This is a genomic window from Actinomadura sp. NPDC000600 (genome assembly GCF_040492135.1).
GTDB lineage: Bacteria > Actinomycetota > Actinomycetes > Streptosporangiales > Streptosporangiaceae > Spirillospora.
In genome coordinates, this window is sequence record NZ_JBEUPD010000008.1 from 147,774 (window position 1) to 170,458 (window position 22,685).

Below are 22,685 nucleotides of genomic sequence, written 5' to 3' on the forward strand. Positions count from 1 at the left end.
CCGGCGGTCAGGGGCGAATTTCCCCTCCCGGTGGGCCTTTCGACCCCTCGGGCCGGCCCGGGCCCTCCCCGGCGGCCTCGGTGCGCAGCGCCGCGACCTCGACGGTCAGATCGATGCCGACCGGGCACCAGACGATGCACCGGCCGCAGCCCACGCAGCCGGAGGAGCCGAACTGGTCGTGCCAGGTGCCGAGCTTGTGGGTGAGCCACTGGCGGTAGCGGCTCCTGGGCGACGCCCGGACGTCGCCCCCGTGCAGATGGGTGAAGTCCGGATCGAAGCAGGAGTCCCAGAGCTGCCACCGTTCGGCGTGGTCACCGGTCAGGTCGGTGGTGTCGCTGACCCTCGTGCAGAAGCAGGTCGGGCACACCATCGTGCAGTTGCCGCAGCTCAGGCAGCGCTCGGACACCTCGTCCCAGCGGTCGGCGTCCAGGGTCCCGGCCATGAGCTCGCGCAGTCCCAGGGCGGGCATCTCCCGGCCCATCCGGCCGGCCGCCGCCGCCACCTCCGCGCGCGCCCGGTCGACGTCGGCGGGCTCGGCGGGCGCCGATTCCACGTCGTCCATGAGGGCGGCGCCCGCCTCGGTGGCGACGTCGACCACGTAGCGGAGGCCGCCGTCGCCGGCCAGTTCGGTCAGCGCGAGATCGTAGCCGGGGCCCGCCTGCGGGCCGGTGCCCATGGAGGTGCAGAAGCAGGTCCCGCCGGGCTCGGTGCAGTTGACGGCGATGATGAAGTTGTCATGCCGCCGTGCCTCGTAGGAGGGGTCGACGTGGCGGCCGCCCAGGAGCACGCGGTCCTGGATCGCGATCGCGCGCAGGTCGCAGGGCCGGACGCCGAGCAGTGCCAGCCGGGCCGGTTCGGGTCTCCCGTCCCTGACCTGGAACCCGTCCTCCGTCCGGTCCGCCTCCCAGAGCTTGACCCTCGACCGGTGCAGGAACGGCTTCCAGGACTGCGGCCCCGCCGCGTGCGCGAACGCCGCGCCGTCCTCCCGCGGGCGCAGCCGGTAGGCGCCGGCTTGGAGCGTGACGCCCCAGCCGTACGGCAGGCGATCGGCCGAGTCGAGTTCCTCCAGGACGATCGCGTCGTTGCGCACGGTCGGCCCGATGACGGTGTAGCCGGCCCGGCGCAGCGCCTCGCACAGCGGGCGCAGACTCGTCAGTTCGAGCGCTGGTGCGGTCATCCGCTTCTCCTTCCTGCGTGGTCGGCCGCGGGGAACGCGGTCCCGCGCCGGGACGCGAGCGCGGCGGCCAGGCGGTCGGCGACCGCGCCGGCCGCGGCGGCGACCCGCGGCGTGAGCCCGCGGCCGAGTCCGAAGTCGGCCCCCTCGATCGCGAGGACCCGGAGCCGGGCGGGCATCCGGCCCATCGCCGAACCGAGCGCGACGGCGTCGCCGAGGCCGAGGGCGTGGTCGGTGACCGGCCGCGCCGTGAGGGCGGCGGCACCGGCGTCCAGCTCGTGGACCCTGCCGGGCTCGGGCGGATCGGCCCGCACGGCGTCCACGACGATCGCGAGGTCGGCTCCCGCCCACAGGTCGATGAGCCGCGCGGGCTCGCCGTCGGTGACCGCGAGCCTCGCCTCCGTATGGCCGCGGAGGGCCGCGACGACGGCGGGTCCGGCGCCGTCGTCGCGGCGGAGGTCGTTGCCCACCCCGATCACGGTGATCACGACCGCTCCACGGTCAGGTCGAGGAAGTGGGTGGCGCAGGAGATGCAGGGGTCGTGGTTGCGGATCGCCTGCTCGCAGCTCCGGGTCAGGGCCTCGTCGTCGAGGTGGAGGCGGGCCGCGACGAAGCGGCGCAGGTCGTCCTCGATGGCCGCCTGGTTCTGCGACGTCGGCGGGATGATCCTGGCCGCCCGGACGAGGCCGTCCGGACCGAGGTCGTAGCGGTGGTAGAGCAGGCCGCGCGGGGCCTCGGTGGCGCCGTGGCCGGTCCCCTCCCGCGGCGGCACCGGCACGGCCGGGCGCGGCGGCGGCTCATAGGCGTCGATGATCCGCAGCGCCTCGTCCGCCGCGTAGACGACCTCGACGGCCCGGACGAGGATGCTGCGGAACGGATTCCGGCACTCCGGGCCGAGCCCGGCCCGGTCGGCGGCCTCCAGCGCGAGCGGGGACAGCAGGTCGCGGTTGAGGGAGTAGCGGGCCAGGGGACCGGTCAGGTAGCGGCCGCCGCCGGTGAACCGGGCGTGCAGCGCGGTCGAGTGCGGGACCTGCTCCTCGACGACGTTCCGCTCGAACTCGGCGACGGGGAACGCGGGCCCCGCGCCGCGGCGGACGATGCCGCCCTCAAGGGGGTAGCGGTCGGCGGACAGCGCGAGGAACTCGTGGCCGTGGGCGAAGTCGGGGAACTCGAAGCCCGCCGCCCATTCCACGGTGGCCAGGGCGTCGTCGCGCGCCACCCGCAGGGTCTCGGCGAGCGGGGCCAGCTCGGCGGGCGCCGGGGTCCGGTGGAACCCGCCGACCCGGACGTTCACCGGGTGGATCGCGCGGCCCCCGAGGAACTCCATGAGCGCGTTCCCGGCCTTCTTCAGCCGCAGCCCCCGCTCGACGGCGGCGCGGTGGTCGCGGGCCAGCTCCACCGCGCCGGGACAGCCGAGGAAGTCCGGTGCGTGCAGCAGGTAGATGTGCAGGGCGTGGCTCTCGATCCACTCGCCGCAGTAGATCAGGCGGCGCAGCTCGCCGAGGGGGCCGTCCACGGTCACGCCGCAGGCGGCCTCGATCGCCTGGCAGGCGCTCATCTGGTAGGCGACCGGGCAGATCCCGCAGATCCGGGCGGTGATGTCGGGCGGCTCGGTGTGGGCGCGGCCCCGCAGGAATGCCTCGAAGAAGCGCGGCGGCTCGTAGATGTCGAGCCGCACCTCCTCGACGTCCGTGCCCCGCACCCGGACGTACATCGCGCCCTGGCCTTCGACCCGCGCGAGGGCCCCGACGCGCAGTGTCCTGTCCCTGCCGTGCGTCTTACTGCCGTCCTTCTCACTGCGGTGCGTCATCGCTGTGTCCCCCGGGCGGGGCCTCCTCGCGGAAGTCGGCGACGTTGAAGGTGGACAGCAGGCGGTCCGCCTCCTCGCCGGTCATGTCGAGCCACGGCAGCAGGCCGCGCGTGTTCGGCCGCCCCCCGCTCCACGCGGGGGCCGGGCCGAAGCAGCCGTAGCAGCCCCGTGCGTACGCCGGGCAGATCGCGCCGCAGCCCGCCTGGGTGATCGGGCCCAGGCACGGGGTGCCGTGGGCGACCATGACGCAGACGTTTCCGCGGATCTTGCACTCGAAGCAGACGCTGTGCACGGGGACGTCGGGCGGGCGGCCCGCGAGGTGCGCCGCCAGGACCTCCAGGAGCTGGCGGCGGTCGATCGGGCATCCGCGCAGCTCGAAGTCCACGCGCACGTGCGCGGCGATGGGCGTGGACGTCGCGAGCGTGTCGACGTACTCGGGCCGCGCGTAGACGACGGAGGCGAACTCCTCGACGTCGGCGAAGTTCCGCAGCGCCTGGACACCCCCGGCGGTCGCGCACGCGCCGATCGTGACCAGCTTCCGGGAGACGGCCCGCACGTGCCGGATGCGCTCCAGGTCCGCGGGCGTCGTGATCGATCCCTCGACCAGCGACACGTCGTACGGCCCTTCACCCGCGGCGCTCGACGCCTCCAGGAAGTGCGAGATCTCGATCTCGCCGGCGAGGGCGAGCAGCTCGTCCTCGCAGTCCAGGAGGGTGAGCTGGCAGCCGTCGCAGGAGGCGAACTTCCACACGGCCAGCGTCGGTCGGCCCATGGCTAAAGCTCCCTGACGGTCATGAGCGGTTCGGCGCGCATGTAGGGCACGACGGGCCCGTCCCGGCAGAGCAGCAGCGGGCCGAGCTGGCAGTGCCCGCACCAGCCGACCCCGCACCGCATGTTGCGCTCCATCGACAGCCGGACGTTCCCGGGCGGCACCCCGAGGCCGGTGAGCGCCCGCCCGGTCAGGCGCATCATGATCTCCGGGCCGCAGACGAAGGCGGCGGTCCTGGCGGGGTCGACGTCCGCGGCGCCCGCCAGGGCGGTGATCACACCGACGTGGCCGGTCCAGCCGGCGTCCGGCCGGTCGACGGTCACCTCGACCTGGGCGCCGCGCGCCCGCCAGGCGTCCAGCTCTCCGGTGAACAGCAGGTCGCCGGGGGTCCGGGCGCCGACCAGGACCGCGACGCGGCCGAACGAGTCCCGCTCGGCCAGGGCCCGCAGCACCACCGGCCGCAGCGGGGCCAGGCCGATCCCGCCCCCGGCCACGACGAGGTCGTGTCCGCGGGCGCCGTCCAGCCCCCAACCGGTGCCGAGGGGGCCCCGCAGACCGAGGACCTCGCCGGGCCGCGTCCCGCACACGGCCCGGGTGACGGCGCCGACGGCCCGGACCGTCAGCTCCAGCACCGCTCCGGTCCTCCGCGACGGGGCGGCCCCCATGCCGGGCCCTATGCGGCTGAGGGAGATCGGCGCCTCGCCGATGCCGAACGCGTACGTCATCGTGAACTGGCCCGGCGCGGGCTCCGGAATCGGCTCCCCGACGGGCTCCAGCGCGAGCGTCACCGTGTCGGCGGTCTCCGCCCGCCGGGCCGTCACGCGGTACGGGACGGGTGCCATGGGGTGGTGCGCGGCGGCCGGGTTCACGCCGGCCGATCCGGGGCCGCGTACAGGTCCAGGACGCGGACCCGGGTGGCTTCGAGGCGGTCCAGCAGCACGGCGCCGAACCGCAGGGTCAGGTCGTAGCCGAGCCGGAGGTCGGCGGCGCACAGCTCCCGGACCTCGGCTCCCTCGAACCGCAGGGCCCGGACCGGGCCCAGGGAGACGGCGCCGAACCTCCAGATGTGCGGAGGGAACATCCACGACCATCCCAGCACGGAGGAGGGCGGCAGGGTCTCCACCACCACCGCGCCCCGTCCGGGGACCTGGAGATCGAGGGCCACCGTCCCGGAGCGCAGCAGCCAGAAGTGCCCGGCGGCCCACCCCTCCTCGAAGAAGCGGTGCCCCGCCGGGACGTCCATCGCCGTGGCAGTCGCGGCCAGGGCGGCCAGGTGGCGGCCCGGCATGCCGGCGAAGAACCGCTCCTCGGCCAGCGTCTCGCGCGTGCCGCCGTTCGTTGCCTCCACCTGCCGTGACCTGCCCTTATGGCGGGCCGCGCATACCGCGGCGATGGTCAAGAACAGGGCCGGTCGAGAACAAGGGCGGAGTGGGGGACCGGGTCAGCGCGCCGTGCGCAGCAGTTCCCCGGCATCGGGGTCGGCGACGGGCAGGCCCGCGCCGTCGAAGACGACGGCCCCCGCCTCGTCGAGGGTCCCGCGCGAGAGCCGGTAGTGGTGGACGCACAGATGCAGGTCCACGGGCCGGTGGTCGCGGCCGGTGATCGGCAGGACCGCCACCACGGCGGGCTTGGCCAGGCAGCAGCACGCCCGGTCCGTGAGCCGCGGCACCACGGCCGGCGCGGGGGCCTCCCGTCCCGGCCGCCCGCTCCGGCCCGCGCGGCCGGCGATGGTCTGGGTCGAGAACTTCGTAGCCATGTCCTCACCGTCCCCGTCCACCGCGCCGGGGGGGCAGGGCCGTCCCGACATCGATTCCGGGACCAACGGCCCACGCCCCCGGAGGACGCGGGTCGGCGCCCGCCGGCCCCGGAAGGCTTCATCCCGTGGAGCCGACGAGGACGCCGTAGGCGATGATGTTGTCCCTGTAGCTGCGCTTGACCGGGTCGAACTCGCCGCCGCAGGTCATCAGCCGGATCGTGGGGTCGGCCGTCGGGCCGTAGACGCGCTCGGTCGGGAACCTGGACTTCGGGACCTGCTCGACGGAGGCGATCCGGAAGACCGCCGTGCGGCCGTCCCGGCGCAGCACCCTGACCTGCGCCCCCGGCCTGAGGCGGCCGAGGTCGTAGAACACCGCGGGGCCCGACGCGCGGGTGTCGACGTGGCCGTAGAAGGCGGCCGGGCCGCGCTCGCCCGGCGCCGCGCCGCCGTTGTACCAACTGGTGAGCCCCGGTTGACTCAGTGACGGCTCCTGGACGGTGCCGTCGGGCTTCAGCCCCAGGGACAGGACCGGCGCGTCGACGCCGATGGCGGGGATCCGGATGCGGACGGGCGCCGAACGCGGCATCGCGCCGGCCGCCGGCGGGTTGGGTGAGGAACCGCCGGAGCCGCCTCCGGGCACGCCCGGGGGGCCGCCCCGGTCGAGCCCGAAGACGACCAGGACGACCCCGATGACGACGGCGGCGGCCGCGAGCGGCAGCCACACGCCGCCCCACCGGCGCATCTCACGCTCCGCCCTGGCGGCGCCGACGCAGCGCGAACGTGCCCGCCGCGGCACCGGTGCCGATCAGCAGCACCCCGCCGAGCAGGAACGGACCGGACACCGAGGTCGAGCCGCCACCGGTCTGCGGCGGGCCGGACGGCGTCGGGTTCGGGGCGGGACTCGTGGGGGTCGGGCTCGTGGGGGTCGGGCTGGGCGTCGTCGCCTGCGTGATCAGGAGCGAGGTCGACGCGCTGACCGCGGTCCCGTCGCAGAGCAGGTTGACGGCGTACTTGCCCGCCCTGGCCTCGGCGGAGGTCTTCAGCGTGAGCTTCCGCGCCCCGTTGAAGGCGCCGCCTCCCGCGAAGGCGTCGGACTTGACGACGGCCTTGGCCGTCCCGTCGGCGCAGACGGCCGCCACGGTCACCGGGGCGCCGCCGACGGGGACCGAGGCCGGGACGACGCTGACGGTCGCCGCGGGGGCCGGGGGAGTGGGTTCGCTCGTCGTGGGCGTCGGGCTCGGCTCGAAGGGAGCGAGCGCCAGCGCCGCCGTGAGCACGGGGGTGAGGGCGAGACCGAGGGGCAACATGATCCACCTCCTGCGCACCGCTCAGTGCGGGCGCCTGGTGCCGTTGGGGCCTTGCCTCACCAGTGCAGGCCGCCCGGCCTGGGGGCTTCAGGGACGAAGGTCAGATCGTTCGGGGACCAACGGCCCACCCCGGCAGGGCTCCCGCGGAGGGGGTTCCGGCGCTTCGGAGCCCAAGGCCTGCGAACCGGGAGGTCGGTTCGGGGGCGCCGGGGCGCCGAAGGTCCCGGCCGCGGCGGACCTTGGTCCCTGTCCCGCGCCCGCCGGTCCGGCCAAGGCTGGAAACCGGCCGGGAGTAGATGGGTGATCGCCGGAGGAGCCATGTCCGCACCGATCGTCGTGGGGACCGACGGGTCCGGCCCCGCGGGCCGGGCCGTCGACTGGGCGGCCGACGAGGCCGCGCTGCGGCACCGGCCGCTGCACATCGTCCACGTGGCGGAGATCTGGCCGTACCAGCTCCGCCGCTTCGCCCCGCCGGACGAGGCCGAACGCGTCTCGCCCGCCGGGCACGCGGTGCTGCTGGAGGCCGAGAACCGCGTCCGGGCGCGCCGTCCCGAGCTGCGGGTGACGACCGCCCTGGTCGTCAACGCTACGCAGGACGCGCTGCGCGACGAGGCGGAGAAGGCGTTCGAGCTGGTGCTCGGGCACCGCGGGCACGGCGGCTTCACCGGACTCCTGCTCGGCTCCACCACCCTGCGCATGGCCGGGCACACCGCCGCCCCCCTGGTGGTCGTCCGAGGGGAGGGCGACGGCCGCGGCGAGGTCGTGGTGGGCTACGACGTCGCAGAGGAGCCGGGGGACGCGCTGAGGTACGCCTTCGACGCGGCCGCCGCCCGCGGGGCGCGGCTGCGCGTGGTCCACGCGTGGCAGCTCTCGGTGGACATGGCCGAGGCCGGATACGCCATCGACGAGGAGCGCCTCAACGACGAGCGTCGGGCACGTGTCATCGAGGCCTACGCCCCGCTGTACGACAGGTATCCGCTGGTGGACGTGGTCAACGACGTCCTCGTCGGGCACCCCGTGTCCGAGCTCTGCAGGGTGTCGCGGACGGCGGACCTGGTCGTCCTCGGAGCGCACCCCCATCGCCTGGGCCTCTTCCGGCTCGGCTCCGTCGGCCACGGCGTGATCCATCACGCCGAGTGCCCGGTCGCCCTCGTCGGCCGGTTCGGCTAGGGCGCCCAGCCCTCGGTCACCCGCCTTCGAGCGGGCCGCTCCCGGCGGCCCGGTATCCGGCGGCGAGCTCCTGGTAGAGCCGGTCCCGGGCGTCCTGGAGGCGCGTGCTCAGCCGGACGGGACGGGTCTCGGGCCCCCGGAGCCGCTTGACCCGTTCGGGCAGCGCGGCCAGGTCGGCGGCGCAGCGCTCGCGTGCGCGGTCGAGCGGCTCGGCGTCGGCGACGCGGCGTCCGGCCGCCATGACGGGGACGAGCAGCGGCTCCAGGCCCTCGGGGGCGGGCTCGTCCCGCAGTGCGACCACGTCCCCGTCCGCGCCCCGGTAGACCTGCTTGGCGCACGGTGCGGTGATCTTGCCGGTGGACAGCTTCATCACCGGCCGGTCCTCGTAGGCGGCGAGCTTGTAGGCGCTGTCGAGGTAGGGGGCGTCGGCGGACACGCCCATCTTCGTCCCCACCCCGTACACGTCGATCGGCGCGCCGGCGGCGGCGAGGTCCGCGATCCGGTACTCGTCGAGCCCGCCGCTGGCCACGATCCGCGTGCCCGTCATGCCGGCCTCGTCCAGCATCGAGCGGGCCTTGACCGCGAGGTCGCCGAGATCGCCGGAGTCGAGCCGGATCCCCGCCAGGGCCGGCAGCCCGGCCCGGCGGGCCGTCCGGATCGCGGCGGCGACCCCGCCGAGCGTGTCGTAGGTGTCGACCAGCAGCGTGGTGCGCTCGGGGAAGTCGGCCGCGAAGGCCGCGAACGCCTCGTCCTCGCCGGGGAAGGCCTCGACGTAGGAGTGGGCCATCGTGCCGGTCGCGGGGATGCCGTACCGCCGGGCGCCCTCGACGTTGCTGGTGCCGGCGAAACCGGCGAGGTAGGAGGCCCGCGCGACGGCCATCGCGGCGTCGACCCCCTGCGTCCGGCGGAAGGAGAAGTCGATGACCGCCGCCCCGCCGGCCGCCCGCACGCAGCGGGCGGCCTTCGTGGCGACCGTGGACTGGAAGGTGATGTGGTTCAGCAGCACGGTCTCCACCAGCTGGGCCTCCGCGATCGGCGCGGTGACCTCGAGAAGGGGCTCGCCGGGGTAGACGACACGCCCCTCGGGCACGGCCCGGACGTCGCCGGTGAACCGCAGGCGCTCGAACGCCCGGAGCGAGGCGTCGTCCAGCCCCTGCTCGGCGGCCAGGTAGCCGAGGTCGTCCTCGGAGAAGCCGTAGTCCTCGACGAACGACAGGCAGTCCTCCAGGCCCGCGGAGATCAGGAATCCCCGGTCGGGCGGCAGCTTCCGGACGAAGAGGCTGAACGTGGCCGGTCCGGTCATGCCGCGGCGCAGATAGCTCGCCGCCATCGTCACCTCGTACAGGTCGGTCAGCAGTCCGCCGCTCATACGATCAGTCCTCGCGTGTCGGTCCGCGGCTGTACGGGTTGGACCCTGCCCGTCCCGGCCCGGTCCGCCCGCCTCCGTCCGTCCCGCCCGGCGGGGCCGAAGGTCCCTTTCCGGAGGGCGCCGACCTCGGGATTCGGGACTTCCGCCCCTAGGGGCGCCGCCGGCCGCGCTCCAACGATGGAGGTTGAACGGCCGAGCGAAGGAGGTTCGCCATGAAGGCCAAGGAATGGAGCGTCGAGCTCTACATCACCGAGGACGGCCCGGACACCGTCGCGCACGCGGTCCTGATCAGCGGCGACAAGAAGACGACCGGGCGCGGGCAGGCGCGGCGCAACCCGGTCGACCGCGAGGTTCCGGAGATCGGCGACGAGCTCGCCGTCAGCCGGGCGCTGGCCGATCTTGCCGGCCGGCTCCAGGGCCTCGCGAGCAAGGACATCGCCCAGTTCGCAGGCCCCGCGTGAACGCCGCGAGACCGCGCTCTCTTCCGATGAGGTGAGCCGAATGGGCCGGCAACCCGTCACCAGGCCCGGCCGCCCGGGCCTCCCACCGAACCTGGACGACTACGAGAAGGTCTACGACCGCTTCCGCTGGGACGACGCGCGGGCCGCCATGGACGGCCTCCCGGGCGGGCGGGGGCTCAACATCGCCCATGAGGCCGTCGACCGACACGCCGAGGGGCCGCTCGCCGACCGGGTGGCGCTGCGCTGCCTGGACCGCCACGACCGGGTCACGGAGCTCACCTACGCGCGGCTGCGGGACGAGACCTGCCGGTTCGCCAACGTGCTGCGTGCGCTCGGGGTGCACCGGGGGGACCGGGTGTTCTCGCTGCTGGGCCGCGTCCCGGAGCTCTACGTGGCGGCGCTCGGGACGCTGAAGAACACCAGTGTCCTCTCGCCGCTGTTCCCCGCGTTCGGGCCGGAGCCGATCCGCGACCGGCTCCGGCTCGGCGACGGGAAGGTGCTGGTCACCAGCCCCGAGCTGTACACGAGGAAGATCGCCCAGATCCGGGACGAGCTGCCGGGGCTGGAGCACGTGCTGGTCGTCGGCGGCTACGAGGCGCCGCCCGGCACGGTCTCCTACCAGGAGATCATGGACGACGTCGCCCCGGTCTTCGAGATACCGCCGACCGACCCGCAGGACATGGCGCTGCTGCACTTCACCAGCGGCACCACGGGACGGCCCAAGGGCGCGGTGCACGTCCACGAGGCGGTCGTGGCGCACCACGCGACCGCGGCCTTCGCGCTGGATCTGCGCCAGGGGGACGTGTTCTGGTGCACGGCCGACCCGGGCTGGGTCACGGGCACCTCCTACGGGATCGTCGCCCCGCTCACCCACGGGGCGACGCTGCTGGTGGACGCCGCGGAGTTCGACGTGCGGCGCTGGTACCGGATCCTGGAGGAGCAGCGGGTCTCGGTCTGGTACACGGCGCCGACGGCGCTGCGGATGCTCATGCGTTACGGGGCCGAGCCGGCGCGCGCCCACGACCTGTCCGCCCTGCGGTTCGTCGCCAGCGTGGGGGAGCCGCTCAACCCCGAGGCCGTCGTGTGGGGCGTGACGGCCTTCGGGCTGCCCGTGCACGACAACTGGTGGCAGACCGAGACCGGTGCGATCATGATCAGCAACTACGCGTCCATGGAGATCAGGCCCGGCTCGATGGGGCGTCCGGTGCCCGGCGTGGAGGTCGGGCTGCTGGAGCGCGGCCCGGACGGGCGCGCACGGGTGTCGGCCGACGGAACGGTGGCGGTGGCGCGCGGTCCGGAGGCCGAAGGCGAGCTCGCGCTGCGGCCCGGATGGCCGTCGATGTTCCGCGGCTACCTGCACGACGACGCGCGCTACGCCAAGGCGTTCGCCGGCGGCTGGTACCTCACCGGGGACATCGCCCGCCGGGACGCCGACGGCTACTACTGGTTCGTCGCCCGCGCGGACGACGTGATCAAGTCGGCCGGGCACCTCATCGGGCCGTTCGAGGTCGAGAGCGCGCTGATGGAGCACGAGGCCGTCGCCGAGGCGGGGGTCATCGGCAGGCCGGACCCGGTCGCGGGGGAGGTCGTCAAGGCGTTCGTGACCCTGCGGCCCGGCTACGAGGCGGACGAGGCGATGCGCCGCGAGCTGATCGCGTTCGGCCGCCGCAGGCTGGCGTCCCTGGCGCCCAAGGAGATCGCGTTCGACCGGCACCTCCCGCACACCCGCTCGGGCAAGGTGATGCGCCGGCTGCTGAAGGCGCGCGAGCTCGGGCTTCCCGAAGGGGACGTGTCGACACTGGAGCGGAGCCCATGACCAGGAAGAAGAGGACCGAGCCCGGCGGCGCCGCCGGAGGGGGCGGCGGCCGGGCGGCGGACGCGGCGGCGCGGGAGGCGGCGGCGAAGCAGCGCCGCGGCCTGCTGCACGAGATGCTGCGCATCCGGCGCTTCGAGGAGCGCTGCGTCGAGCTGTACAGCGCGGCCGAGATCCGCGGGTTCATGCACCTGTACATCGGTGAGGAGGCCGTCGCCGCCGGGGTGATGCCGGCGCTCGGGCCGCAGGACGCCGTCGTCACCACCTACCGCGAGCACGGGCACGCCCTCGCGCGCGGGATCCCGGCCGAGGCGGTCATGGCGGAGATGTTCGGCCGGGTCACCGGCTGCAGCCGCGGCCGCGGCGGCTCGATGCACCTGTTCGACGCGGCGACCCGGTTCTACGGAGGCAACGCCATCGTGGCCGGCGGGCTGCCGCTCGCGGTCGGGCTGGCGCTCGCCGACCGGATGCGCGGCGACGAGCGCGTCACGGCGTGCTTCCTCGGGGACGGGGCCGCCGCCGAGGGCGAGTTCCACGAGTGCCTGAACCTGGCCGCGCTGTGGCGGCTGCCGGTCCTGTTCGTCTGCGAGAACAACCGGTACGCGATGGGGACCGCGCTCGCCCGCGAGCACGCCGAGACCGACCTGGCCCTGCGCGCCTCGTCCTACGGCCTGGTGTCGTGGGCCGTCGACGGCATGGACGTGCTCGCGGTCTCCGCGGCCGCGCGGCGGGCGGCCGAGTCGGTGCGCTGGGGCGGGGGCCCGCACTTCCTGGAGATGCGCACCTACCGGTACCGCGCCCACTCGATGTACGACCCGGACCGCTACCGCGCCAAGGCCGAGATCGAGGAGTGGAAGCGCCACGACCCGATCGACGCCCTGGCCGCCCGGCTGCGCGCCGACGGCGACCTCGGCGAGGACGACCTCACCGCGATGGACAAGGAGATCGCCGCCGAGATCGACGGCGCGGTGGAGGCGGCGCGGAAGGCGCCGCTGGAGCCGGTCGCCGACCTGGCGCGCTTCGTCTACTCGGAGAAGGCGGTGCGGTGATGACCACCACCCAGGCGCGGTCCGGCGCGCCCGCGCCCGCCGAGCACGGCGGGACCACGTACCGCGAAGCCATGCGGGCGGCCCTGCGGGAGGCGCTGGCGAAGGACGAGCGCGTGTTCCTGATGGGCGAGGACGTGGGACGCTACGGCGGCTGCTTCGCGGTCAGCCTCGGCCTGCTGGAGGAGTTCGGGCCCGAGCGGATCCGCGACACGCCCCTGTCGGAGTCGGCGTTCGTCGGCGCGGGCATCGGCGCGGCCCTCGCCGGGATGCGCCCCGTCGTGGAGATCATGACGGTCAACTTCAGCCTGCTCGCGCTGGACCAGATCCTCAACAACGCGGCGACGCTGTCGCACATGTCCGGCGGGCAGTTCGGCGTCCCGCTGGTCATCCGGATGACCACCGGGGCGGGCCGGCAGCTGGCCGCCCAGCACTCGCACAGCCTCGAAGGCTGGTACACCCACATCCCCGGCCTGCGGATCGTCGCCCCCGCGACCCTGGAGGACGCCCGCGGCATGCTGTGGACCGCGCTGGAGGACCCCGATCCCGTGCTGCTCTTCGAGCACGGGTCGCTGTACGGGATGTCCGGCGAGCTGCCGCCAGGCGCGGGCGCGGTGGACATCGACCGCGCGGCGGTGCGCCGGGCCGGCGCGGACGTCAGCCTGATCACCTACGGCGGGACCCTCCACAAGACCCTGGAGGCCGCCGAGACGCTCGCCGCCGAGGGCGTCGAGGCTGAGGTCGTCGACCTGCGGTCGCTGCGCCCGCTGGACGACGCCACGATCATGGACTCGGTCCGCCGCACCCACCGCGCCGTGGTCGTGGACGAGGCGTGGCGGTCGGGGAGCCTGTCCGCGGAGATCAGCGCCCGCATCACCGAGCAGGTGTTCTACGACCTCGACGCGCCCGTCGCCCGCGTCTGCGGCGCCGAGATCCCCATCCCCTACCCCCGGCACCTGGAGGAGGCCGCGCTGCCGCAGCCGGACGACGTCGTCGCCGCCGCGCACCGGGTGGTGAGCGGCGATGCCTGACTTCACGATGCCCTCCCTCGGCGCCGACATGGACCGCGGCACCCTCACCGAATGGCTGGTCAAGCCCGGAGACCGGGTGCACAGAGGCGACACCGTCGCCGTCGTCGAGACCGACAAGGCCGACATCGAGGTCGAGTGCTTCGACGACGGCGTGGTCGACGCCCTCCTCGTCGAGCCCGGCGCCAGCGTGCCGGTCGGGACCCCGCTCGCCCGGCTGAGCTCGACGGCGGCGCCGCCGGGCGGCGCGCTCCCTCCCGCCCCTCCCGCCGCTCCCGAGCCGTCCGGCGCCGCGGCGCCCGCGGCGGGCCCGGCGCGGGAGCGGAGGAAGCCGTCCCGTGCTCCCGCGCACCGGCGGGCGGCGACCCCGCTCGTCCGGCGCCTCGCCGAGGAGCGGGGCGTCGACCTGGCGTCGGTGCACGGCACGGGGCACGACGGCAGGATCATTCGCGCCGACGTCGAGAGGGCGACCCGCCCGGCGGGCCGGCCGAAGGCGTCGCCCCTGGCCCGCCGGATCGCCGGCGAGCTCGACGTCGACCTGGGCCGGGTGCGCGGGTCGGGTGCCCACGGCGCCATCCGGGCCGACGACGTCCGCGCCGCTGCGGGCGGCCCGCGCCCGGCCGCCGAAGCGCACCCCGCCGCCGAACCGCACCCGGCCGCCGAACCGCGGAGGGCGGCCCCCGCACGGCCCGCGGCGGCGGACAAGCAGGCCGCGATGCGGCGGGCGATCGGCGAGCTGATGGCCCGGAGCAAGCGCGAGATCCCGCACTACTACCTCGGCACCACCATCGACATGGGCGCCGCGACGGCCTGGCTCCAGGCGCGCAACCGCGAACTCCCGGTGTCGGGGCGGATCCTCCCGGCCGCGCTGCTGCTCAAGGCCGGTGCGCTGGCGGCGCGGGAGGTCCCCGAACTCAACGGCCACTGGCTCGACGAGGCGTTCGTCCCCGGAGAGGGCGTCCACCTCGGCATCGTCACCGCGCTGCGCGGCGGCGGGCTGGTGACACCGACCCTGCGCGGCGCCGACGAGCTGTCCCTGGACGACCTGATGGCCGCGCTGAAGGAGATGCTCGTCCGCGCCCGGACGGGCCGGCTGCGCGGGTCCGAGCTGAGCGACGCGACGATCACCGTCACCAACCTGGGCGACCGGGGCGTGGAGTCGGTGACCGGCGTCATCTTCCCGCCGCAGGTGGCCCTGCTCGGCTTCGGCAGGATCGTCCAGCGGCCGTGGGCGGTGGACGGGCTGCTGGGCGTCCGCCCGGTGGTCACCGCCACGCTGGCCGCCGACCACAGGGCCACCGACGGCCACACGGGCGCGCGCCTCCTGGAGGCCGTGGACCGGCTGCTGCAGAGCCCGGAGGAGCTATGACACCCCGAGAGGCACGCGACCTGGCCGCCCGCTCGCTGGAGAAGGCGGCCCCCGACGTCGATGCCGCGACCGTCGGCGGGGACGCCGACCTGCGCGAGGACCTCGGCCTCGACTCGCTCGACTTCCTCGGCTTCGTCGAGGGGCTGAGCGACGGCTCGGGCCTGCGCATCGACGAGGACGACTACCCGGAGCTGGCCACCCTGGACGGCTGCGTCGCCTACCTGACCCGCCGCACCTGACGCCCGCGGGCCCTCGGCGGGGTCGGGACGAAGGTCGGGCCGAGGCGGGCCGATGCGCCCTGGAACGCCGGAGGCCCGCACCGGATGCTGGTGGGTGGAACGGCCAGGAGCGAGGTGGGGGCGATGTACTCCGATCGGCGGGACGCGGGACGGCAGCTCGTTGCGAACCTGCGGCGGTACACGGGCGGGGACGTGCGGGTCCTGGGCCTCGCGGGGGGCGGTGTCCTCGTGGCGGCCGAGGCCGCCGCGCTGCTCGGCTGCGCGTTGGACGTGCTGGTGGTGCGCGAGTTCGCCGTCCCGGGGATTCCCGGCGTCGTGGGCGCGGTCGGCGAGGGCCGGGCGCGCGTCCTGGACGAGGACGCCGTCCGGCGGTCCGCGGCCGGCGAGGGGCGGATCGGGGAGCTGGAACGGGCCGCCCGCGTCGAGGCGCGGGCGCTCGGGCTCCGGCTGCGCGGGGGGCGCCCGCGCCTGCCGCTGGCCGGCCGGGACGTCATCGTCGTCGACGACGGCGCGGCCTCCCGCCCGGTCGCGGAGGCAGCGTGCCGCGACGCCCGTGCGCAGGGCGCGGGGCGGGTCGTCTTCGCCGTGCCCGCGGCGGCGCCCGCCACGCTCGACCGCCTGTGGACCGTCGCCGACGAGGTGGTCTGCCCGCTCTCGCCGACGTTCTTCGTCGCCGCGAGCGACTTCTACCTGGACTTCGCGCCGGTCTCCGAGGCCGAGTCCGCCCGGCTGCTCGAACGGGCGGCCGAGCACACGGCATGAGCCCGCCCCGGCGCGCCGGGGCGGGCTCGACCCGCCCGCGGGGAGCGCGGTCCTTTTCCGGGGGGCGGAACGGGGCAGCATCTCGTTGAGGCGGTGTCCTCGCAGGTACGCGGCGCGGACTCGCGGTTGGGGGGATTGTTGTGAACGGTCCGATCTTGGTGGGGGTGGACGGGTCCGAGACCGGCACCCGGGCGCTGGACTGGGCGGCCGGCGAGGCCAGGGTCCGCAGGGTCGCCCTCCGCCTCCTGCACGCCCTCCCGCAGGTCCGCGGCGGCACGGCTCCCGGCATCGAGCAGGAGCCCGAGTGGGGTGCGGCGCGGCGGTTGCTGGACGAGGCCGAGGAGCGGGTGCGCAGGCGCATGGAGGGCGTCGAGACGTCGAGCGAACTGGTCGTCGACGACGCGGCGAGCGCGCTGGTCGCGCGCGCCCGGGACGCGGGGCTGGTGGTCGTCGGCACCCGTGGCAGCGGCGGCCTCGCCGGCCTCGTCCTCGGCTCCGTGGCCTTCAAGGTGGCGGCGCACGCGCCGGTCTCGGTGGCGCTCGCGCCGGCCCTGCGCGAGCCGACCACCGGCCATGCCGAGATCGTCGCCGGCGTGGACGGGCCGTCCACCGGGGCGGTGCTGGCCGAGGCCTTCCGTGAGGCGGCGCTCTGGCGGGCGCCGCTGCGGGTCGTCCACGCCTTCCGGTTCTTCCAGGTCCCCGATCCGGTGCACTCCGCCGAGCTCGCCGCGCTCCTGCGGCACCACCGGCAGGCGGCGGAGGCGCGGATCGAGGAGGCGCTGGCCGACTGGCGGACCCGGTTCCCCGAGGTCCAGGTCACCGCCGAGGTGGTCAACGACAGCCCCAGGAAGGCCCTGCTCCAGGTCTCGGCCGGCGCCCAGCTCGTCGTGGTCGGCCCTCATGACCACAGGGACCCGCTCATGCCGCTTGGATCGGTCGCCTACACGGTGATCCACCGGTGCGGCCGTCCGGTCCTCATCGCCCGGCCCGCGTGACGCGTGTTCGGGCTCTTCAGACCGTCCCGCCGCGCGCCGAGGCGCCCGCTGCCTCGGGCGTCCTGCCGCGTCCGGTCCCCTGCGCGGGCACCACCGCCACCGGGCAGGGCGCTTCCTGCAGCGCGGCCTGGGTGACCGGGCCCAGGAGCGTCTGGGGTCCGGCGCCGATCCCGCGCGCGCCCATGACCAGCAGCGCCGCGCCGTGGGCGGCGCCGAGCAGGGCCCGCCGCGGAGTGTCGACCATGAACTCGGTCTCCAGCCGCACCTGCGGGTACCGGGTCCGCCAGGGGGCGATGTCCTCCTCGAACCGCGCCATGGCCTCGCGCCTGATCACCTCGGGATCGCTGAAGGGGACGCGGTCCGGTCCGCGGAACGCGGAGGGGTCCCACCAGCTGCACACGGCCGTGACGGACGCGCCGCGCAGCGCGGCCTCCTCGAAGGCGAAGCCGATGGCCGACTCGGCGCCCGGCGAGCCGTCCACCCCGACGACGAGCCGCTCGCCGTCCGGTCGTGCGGGCGGCAGGTCCGGCCGGACGACGATGACCGGGCGATCGGCATGGGACGCCACCTGGACCGCGGTGGAGCCCACCGAGAGTCCCTCGAACCCGCCGTGCCCACGCGAGCCGAGCACGACCATGTCGGCCTCGCGGGACGCCTCCAGCAGCACGGCCGAGGCCCACCCCCGGTCCAGGCGCCAGCGGACGTCCAGGCCCTCGGCGAGGCCGTGGGCCTTGCGCACGCCGTCGTCCGCCACGATGGCCCCCGCGCCGCGGAGGACCTCCAGGGTGTCCTTGTCCGGCAGACGCAACGGATAGGGCCAGTGCCAGGCGTGGCAGACCGTGAGGGGCAGGCGGCGGGACAGAGCCTCCCGCACCCCCCAGCGGAGCGCCTCGTCGGCGGCGGGCGACCCGTCGTATCCGACCAGGACGGTGCCCGTCCTCTCTCGATCGTTCATGGCCGATCCCTCCCCCTGTCGGTGCGTCCAGCCTTCCCGGCGAGGAGAAGGCGCAGGTAGGGGCCGCTGTCCCCGGTTCGGGGGACCTTCGGCCCTCCGCTTCGACCACGGACGCCGGCCGCCGTGGAGCGGGCCCCCGAATTGTGGACAGAGTCGGCAAAACGCCTACAAACTCGGGCAGTGCGGGCGTGGCTCGCGGCGCGGTCCGGGTAGTTCTCCCAGATGACCTACCCGTCACCTGCGCCCGGGCGCGCCTACGGATCGGGTGACGCCGCCGGCCGTGCCCCGCCCGCCCAGCAGGCCGCCGATGCGCTCGCCCGGCAGCTGGGCTCCGACGCGCAGCGCGTGGCCCGCGACCTCGCCGACCAGATCACCCGCCGGCTGTTCGCCATCGGCCTCGAACTGAACGGCGCGCTGGCCCGCATCCAGGACCCGCGTGCCGGCCAGGGCGTCCAGGCGGCCCTGGCCGTACTGGACGACACCATCGCCGAACTGCGCCGCGTGGTCTTCGACCTGCGCACCGCCCCCCGGCACCCGGACGCACCGGACCGCTGAGGCCGCACCCCGCCGACCGGCGCGGGGAACCGGACCGCCTCCCGTCCTCAGGACGCGACGAGGCCGCCCCCTCTCACACCTGCGCCCCCAGAGCCCCTTCGGGGGCGTGGAGGGCTCGAAGGACGGCCTGGTGGGTGATCCAGCCGGAGAGGACGGTGCGTTCGGGGTCCAGGACGGGCACGCCGGTCCCGTCCGTGGACGTCAGGACGTGAAGGGCGTCGACGAGCGGCATGTCCGTGGTCAGCGGCGTGGGCATCTGCGCCAGACCGCCGGCGGCCGGCGAGCGCCCGGTGTCCGTCCGCGACTCGGTGTCGGCCAGCGCTTCGGCGACCGCACGAGCGGTGACGACCCCTTGGTAGGCGCCTTGGCCGTCCAGAACCGGCAGAGCACCATGCTCGGAGAGGGCGAGCAGCCGGGAGGCGTCCGCCAGGGCGAGCGTGGCCGGCAGCGGCTCGGGGACGGCGTCCATCACACCGCCGACGCGACGGGTCATGCGGGGGTCGGCCGGTGCGGCGTCCAGGTCGATGCCGCGGCGGCGGAGCTTGAGGCTGTAGATGGTGTCGTCCGACAGGTGCCGGCCGACGAGGGCGGCCACGACGATCGCGGTCATCATCGGCAGGATGATGGAGTACTCGCCGGTCAGCTCGAAAAGGATCACCACGGCGGTGATCGGGGCCCGGGCGGCGCCGGCGAACACCGCGCCCATGCCCACCAGCCCGTAGGCGCCCGGTGAGGTGGTGACCGAGGGGGCGAGTTGGTGCGCCGCCGCGCCGAAGGCGCTGCCGAGCATCGCGCCCATGAACAGGCTCGGCGCGAACACCCCGCCGGAACCGCCGATCCCGATGGTCAGGCTGGTGGCGAGGATCTTGCCCACGAGCAGCAGGAGCAGGAACCCGATCACATAGCGGCCGTTCACGGCGTCCTGCAGCACGGGGTAGCCCACGCCGTACATCTGCGGGAGGGCCAGCAGCAGGCCGCCCAGCAGCAGACCGCCCGCGGCGGGCCGCAGCCATTCGGGCCCCCGCCAGAGTGTGTCGCACACGTCCTCCACCGTGTACAGGGCGCGGGTGAACCCGACCCCGGCCAGGGCCCCGAGCAGGCCGAGCAGGGCGAACAGGAGGTACTCGACCGGGTGGGCGACGTGGAAGTCAGGCGGCGACATGAACGAGGCCGAGCCGAACACGGCCCGGCCGATCACGCTGGCCGTCACGCTCGACAGCACCACCACGCCGAACGACTCGACGGTGTAGTCGCGCAGGATCAGCTCCATCGCGAAGAACACCCCGGCCAGCGGCGCGTTGAAGGTCGCGGCGATGCCGCCGGCGGCGCCGCAGGCCACCAGGACCCGCAACCGGTTCTCGGCGACCCGCGCGACGCGGCCCAGCGTGGAGCCGAGCGCCGCGCCGATCTGCACGATCGGCCCCTCGCGCCCCACCGAGCCGCCCGCCCCGATGGTCAGCGCCGAGGCCAGGGACTTGACCACCGCGACCTGCGGGGCGATGCGCCCGCCCCGCTGCGCGACGGCGAACATGACCTCCGGCACGCCGTGGCCGCGCGCCTCGGGGGCGAACCGCTGGACCAGCGGCCCGTACACCAGCCCCGCCACCGCCGGCACGAGGAGCACGAAGAACGGCCCCAACCACGGCAGCCGCGGATGCGCGTCCCGTCCGGCCGCGGAGTAGTCGCCGTGCCCCGTCAACAGGTGGGTGAACGCGGTGATGAGCTCGCGGAAGACCACGGCGCCCGCTCCGGCCCCGCATCCGACCAGCAAGGCCAGCAGGACCAGGCCCCACTGGGTCTCGCGGACCTTCGCCGGCAGGCCGCGCGCCCCGCCCTCGACCGGTATCCGTTCCCCTGCCGAACCCTCGCCCACTCACCGGCCCCTTCCGTCGGTTCACCGAGCTAACTATTGCATTATGCAATACGCTGCCCGGTTCGGGTCCGGGGCGGTCGGCTACGTTGGAGCCGTGCGCGCACGAGACCTCGCCGTCGACTACCCGACCGTCACGCCGGACGACAGCGCCCTGGACGCGGCCCGGCTCGTGGCCGAGCATTCGCTCGCGGGGCTGATCGTCGTCGACCCCGACCGCCGCCCCGTCGCGGTGATCCCGGGTTCGCGGCTCCTGCGGGCCATCATCCCGCCGCACGTCCGGGACGACCCCGCGCTGGCCCGGGTCTACGACGAGCGCCACGCCGACAAGCTGTGCGCAAGGCTCGGCGACAGGACCGTCGCGGACCTCCTCGTCGAGGACCGCAAGGCGCTGCCCGTCGTGGACGCCGACGCCACCGTCATGGAGATAGCCAGCGTCATGGCCGCCGACCGCAGCCCCGTCGTCGCGGTCAGCGGCGAGGCCGACCGCACCGACGCGCCCATGATCGGCGTCATCACCGTCGCGCACTTCCTCGACCGGATCCTCCCCGACCGTCCGCCGAGCTGAGCCGTCGGACCTCGGCCCGGCGTCGGCCCTTCCGAGGGCGCCGTCGTCGCCGTCGGCGCGGCGGCCATCGCGAACCGCGGTGCACGGCGGGATGGCCGGCCGGGAGGTTCAGCACCTCCGGTTGCGGTTGACGCACTTGGCGACCGCGGCGTTCAGCCGCTTGGACATGACGTTGATGTAACCGGCGTGGTCGGTGATGGGCTTGTGCTGCTCGGTGGCGAAACCGTCCACCGCGAACCGGACGTCGCCGTCGTTCTTGGGCGTCGTGTTGGGGATGCCCTTGTAGACGAGTGCCATGGTCAGATGCGGGATGGCCTTGAACCCGGCAGGACACCTGCCGTCGTCCTCGGGGAAGACGGCGTGGGCGCGGTGGTTGGCGCTGTCGGTGTTCTTCCCGTCCCAGCAGCTCGGCTCGTCGAAGAAGCGCACCACATCGCTGCCCTTGGGGCAGAGCGGGTACTTGTCGGTGCGCCTGTCGGTGAAGCCAGTGCAGGTCCAGGTCGCCTGCGCGTTGGCGGGCCCCTTGGAGAACGCCTTGGCGTCACCGGTGAACAGCCGCAGGAACCGCGGCATGGCGGTCACCTTCCCGCGCGGGCTGCCGCTGTAGCGCAGGATCACCTTCGAGGGCAGTACCGCGGTGCCGACGTTGTTCTTGTCCTTCTCCGCGGCGCCCTTGCCCGCGTCGCCCTGCCGGCGCACCCGCAGCACCGGCCAGAAGTAGGTCGACTTCTCCGCCTTGATCCGGCAACTGGTGCCGGCGGCGGCCAGGCTCGCGTCGGTGGAGAACGCGTCCGTGGACAGGTTCCCGACGTAGTCGTGCAGATGCTCTGCCCCGTTCGGCACGCCGGGGGAGATGATGATGTTGTCGGTGTTCTGGTGCTTCTCCTTGTCCGTGCCGCACCGGGAGGTGAAGCTGCCCCGCGAGGCCTTCCGGTTCGGGCGGACCTTCGTCCGGACCGGTCTCACCTTGCGGATGTCGATGAAGTCGGCGGCGGCCGGCCCGACGACTCCGTTGCCCGCCCCTGCGCCGCCCTGGCCGCCGCCATCCTGGCCGCTGCCGCCGCCCTGTCCGCCGCCGGTCAGCCGGCACCGGGCGAGCGCGCCCAGAGCGGGGGGCTGCTGCCCGGCGCGCTGGAAGCTGATGGCGATGCGGTCGAGGGCCGCCGCGCGCTTGTCCTCCAGCGGCTTCAGCACCGCGTTCACCGCGAGCTGCCGTCCGCCGCGCTCGGGCAGGCTCTTCAGCCTGCGGTTCGCTTCCGCGATCTGGGAGTCCAGCAGCGCCAGTTCACGCGCGACCTCGGCCTGCTGGGACGCGGGCACCCGCGGAAGCCGCGGCTTGACGGCGGGACAGCTGACGCTCTGGGGCGCGGCCCCGTCGGCGGACGACAGGCTGGTATCGGCCGACCGGCCACACCCCGCCACCCCGGTCGCGACCATGGTGAAGCCCGCGCCGAAAGCGAGGAAGGCAATGGATCTCTTCTTGCGTCGTGCACGCACGGAGCGCTGCATCTGGCACCTTCCGCTTCTTCACAAGATCCCCGCTACCGCAGGCGGTACGTGCGCGGCGCCGAGAACGTTCACCCATGGGGGAACCGCTCCGGCGTGCGGCGGGACCGCTGCGGCGGAGCGGCTCAGCGCGAGCCGCCTGCCGCGGGTGGTCCGCCCGCGG

Annotated in this window: 24 protein-coding genes; 11 read left to right on the top strand and 13 right to left on the bottom strand. The window is 74.7% G+C overall.

The features are described from left to right. Positions 1-7: 7 nt before the first annotated feature. The 9 genes from ABWI07_RS14625 to ABWI07_RS14665 all read right to left on the bottom strand — a co-directional run bounded on the left by ABWI07_RS14625 (position 8) and on the right by ABWI07_RS14665 (position 6,816). On the bottom strand, positions 8-1,177 hold the full coding sequence (locus tag ABWI07_RS14625; protein ID WP_353818836.1) for a 4Fe-4S dicluster domain-containing protein: 1,170 nt from the start codon (positions 1,175-1,177) through the stop codon (positions 8-10). Further along, positions 1,174-1,662: a hydrogenase maturation protease gene (locus ABWI07_RS14630; RefSeq protein ID WP_353818837.1), complete on the bottom strand. Its 489-nt coding sequence runs from the start codon at positions 1,660-1,662 to the stop codon at positions 1,174-1,176. Before ABWI07_RS14630 ends, ABWI07_RS14625 begins: the two co-directional genes overlap by 4 nt. Then, the gene (locus ABWI07_RS14635) at positions 1,659-2,984 is read right to left on the bottom strand and encodes a Ni/Fe hydrogenase subunit alpha (RefSeq protein ID WP_353818838.1); all 1,326 of its coding nucleotides are present in this window, start codon (positions 2,982-2,984) and stop codon (positions 1,659-1,661) included. Before ABWI07_RS14635 ends, ABWI07_RS14630 begins: the two co-directional genes overlap by 4 nt. Then, positions 2,968-3,756 carry an NADH-quinone oxidoreductase subunit B family protein gene (locus tag ABWI07_RS14640; RefSeq protein WP_353818839.1) on the bottom strand — a complete coding sequence of 263 codons (789 nt, stop codon included), beginning with the start codon at positions 3,754-3,756 and terminating at the stop codon, positions 2,968-2,970. Before ABWI07_RS14640 ends, ABWI07_RS14635 begins: the two co-directional genes overlap by 17 nt. A gap of 2 nt (positions 3,757-3,758) precedes the next feature. Continuing rightward, entirely contained in the window at positions 3,759-4,622 is an 864-nt protein-coding gene (locus ABWI07_RS14645) for an FAD/NAD(P)-binding protein (protein ID WP_353818840.1), read from the bottom strand. After that, positions 4,619-5,101, bottom strand: a complete 483-nt coding sequence (locus tag ABWI07_RS14650) for a cyclic nucleotide-binding domain-containing protein (RefSeq protein WP_353818841.1) — start codon at positions 5,099-5,101, stop codon at positions 4,619-4,621. The genes ABWI07_RS14645 and ABWI07_RS14650 overlap by 4 nt, the downstream gene beginning before the upstream one ends. A 93-nt stretch (positions 5,102-5,194) precedes the next feature. Further along, entirely contained in the window at positions 5,195-5,509 is a 315-nt protein-coding gene (locus ABWI07_RS14655; RefSeq protein WP_149257021.1) for a hypothetical protein, read from the bottom strand. A 118-nt stretch (positions 5,510-5,627) separates the two neighbouring features. Next, entirely contained in the window at positions 5,628-6,251 is a 624-nt protein-coding gene (locus ABWI07_RS14660; RefSeq protein WP_353818842.1) for a class F sortase, read from the bottom strand. 1 nt (position 6,252) lies between these two features. Next, on the bottom strand, positions 6,253-6,816 hold the full coding sequence (locus ABWI07_RS14665) for a hypothetical protein (protein WP_353818843.1): 564 nt from the start codon (positions 6,814-6,816) through the stop codon (positions 6,253-6,255). Positions 6,817-7,134: 318 nt separating this feature from the next. On the opposite strand from ABWI07_RS14665, the gene ABWI07_RS14670 reads away from it, so the two are divergent. Continuing rightward, positions 7,135-7,986: a universal stress protein gene (locus ABWI07_RS14670; RefSeq protein WP_149257018.1), complete on the top strand. Its 852-nt coding sequence runs from the start codon at positions 7,135-7,137 to the stop codon at positions 7,984-7,986. A 16-nt stretch (positions 7,987-8,002) separates the two neighbouring features. On the opposite strand, the gene ABWI07_RS14675 is transcribed toward ABWI07_RS14670, so the two are convergent. Then, positions 8,003-9,355, bottom strand: coding sequence for a nicotinate phosphoribosyltransferase (locus tag ABWI07_RS14675; protein ID WP_353818844.1), 1,353 nt, complete (start codon positions 9,353-9,355; stop codon positions 8,003-8,005). 212 nt (positions 9,356-9,567) lie between these two features. On the opposite strand from ABWI07_RS14675, the gene ABWI07_RS14680 reads away from it, so the two are divergent. The 8 genes from ABWI07_RS14680 (at position 9,568) to ABWI07_RS14715 (ending at position 17,068) form a co-directional block, all read left to right on the top strand. Next, positions 9,568-9,816: a DUF1876 domain-containing protein gene (locus tag ABWI07_RS14680; RefSeq protein WP_149257016.1), complete on the top strand. Its 249-nt coding sequence runs from the start codon at positions 9,568-9,570 to the stop codon at positions 9,814-9,816. Positions 9,817-9,856: 40 nt separating this feature from the next. After that, the gene (gene acsA / locus ABWI07_RS14685; protein ID WP_353818845.1) at positions 9,857-11,632 is read left to right on the top strand and encodes an acetate--CoA ligase; all 1,776 of its coding nucleotides are present in this window, start codon (positions 9,857-9,859) and stop codon (positions 11,630-11,632) included. Next, positions 11,629-12,678: a pyruvate dehydrogenase (acetyl-transferring) E1 component subunit alpha gene (gene pdhA, locus ABWI07_RS14690; RefSeq protein ID WP_200841635.1), complete on the top strand. Its 1,050-nt coding sequence runs from the start codon at positions 11,629-11,631 to the stop codon at positions 12,676-12,678. The genes acsA and pdhA overlap by 4 nt, the downstream gene beginning before the upstream one ends. Further along, complete coding sequence (locus tag ABWI07_RS14695) at positions 12,678-13,706, top strand: alpha-ketoacid dehydrogenase subunit beta (RefSeq protein ID WP_149257014.1); 1,029 nt, start codon at positions 12,678-12,680, stop codon at positions 13,704-13,706. Before pdhA ends, ABWI07_RS14695 begins: the two co-directional genes overlap by 1 nt. Beyond that, positions 13,699-15,072 (top strand): dihydrolipoamide acetyltransferase family protein, encoded by a 1,374-nt coding sequence (locus ABWI07_RS14700; protein WP_149257013.1) that lies wholly within the window; start codon positions 13,699-13,701, stop codon positions 15,070-15,072. The genes ABWI07_RS14695 and ABWI07_RS14700 overlap by 8 nt, the downstream gene beginning before the upstream one ends. Continuing rightward, complete coding sequence (locus tag ABWI07_RS14705; RefSeq protein WP_149257012.1) at positions 15,069-15,311, top strand: acyl carrier protein; 243 nt, start codon at positions 15,069-15,071, stop codon at positions 15,309-15,311. Before ABWI07_RS14700 ends, ABWI07_RS14705 begins: the two co-directional genes overlap by 4 nt. A 123-nt stretch (positions 15,312-15,434) precedes the next feature. Then, positions 15,435-16,073, top strand: coding sequence for a phosphoribosyltransferase family protein (locus ABWI07_RS14710; RefSeq protein WP_160160837.1), 639 nt, complete (start codon positions 15,435-15,437; stop codon positions 16,071-16,073). A 158-nt stretch (positions 16,074-16,231) separates the two neighbouring features. After that, entirely contained in the window at positions 16,232-17,068 is an 837-nt protein-coding gene (locus tag ABWI07_RS14715) for a universal stress protein (protein WP_268843214.1), read from the top strand. A gap of 16 nt (positions 17,069-17,084) precedes the next feature. Here the strand turns inward: ABWI07_RS14715 and ABWI07_RS14720 are convergent, their stop codons facing one another. Then, positions 17,085-18,023, bottom strand: a complete 939-nt coding sequence (locus ABWI07_RS14720; RefSeq protein ID WP_149257009.1) for a universal stress protein — start codon at positions 18,021-18,023, stop codon at positions 17,085-17,087. Between the two features lie 222 nt (positions 18,024-18,245). Between ABWI07_RS14720 and ABWI07_RS14725 the strand changes: the two genes are divergently transcribed. After that, positions 18,246-18,578, top strand: coding sequence for a histidine kinase (locus tag ABWI07_RS14725; protein WP_149257008.1), 333 nt, complete (start codon positions 18,246-18,248; stop codon positions 18,576-18,578). Positions 18,579-18,651: 73 nt separating this feature from the next. Here the strand turns inward: ABWI07_RS14725 and ABWI07_RS14730 are convergent, their stop codons facing one another. Next, positions 18,652-20,451: a chloride channel protein gene (locus ABWI07_RS14730; RefSeq protein ID WP_353818846.1), complete on the bottom strand. Its 1,800-nt coding sequence runs from the start codon at positions 20,449-20,451 to the stop codon at positions 18,652-18,654. A gap of 94 nt (positions 20,452-20,545) precedes the next feature. Between ABWI07_RS14730 and ABWI07_RS14735 the strand changes: the two genes are divergently transcribed. Then, positions 20,546-21,016, top strand: a complete 471-nt coding sequence (locus ABWI07_RS14735; protein ID WP_200841634.1) for a CBS domain-containing protein — start codon at positions 20,546-20,548, stop codon at positions 21,014-21,016. A gap of 108 nt (positions 21,017-21,124) precedes the next feature. Here the strand turns inward: ABWI07_RS14735 and ABWI07_RS14740 are convergent, their stop codons facing one another. After that, on the bottom strand, positions 21,125-22,525 hold the full coding sequence (locus ABWI07_RS14740) for a DUF1996 domain-containing protein (protein WP_353818847.1): 1,401 nt from the start codon (positions 22,523-22,525) through the stop codon (positions 21,125-21,127). Between the last annotated feature and the right edge of the window lie 160 nt (positions 22,526-22,685).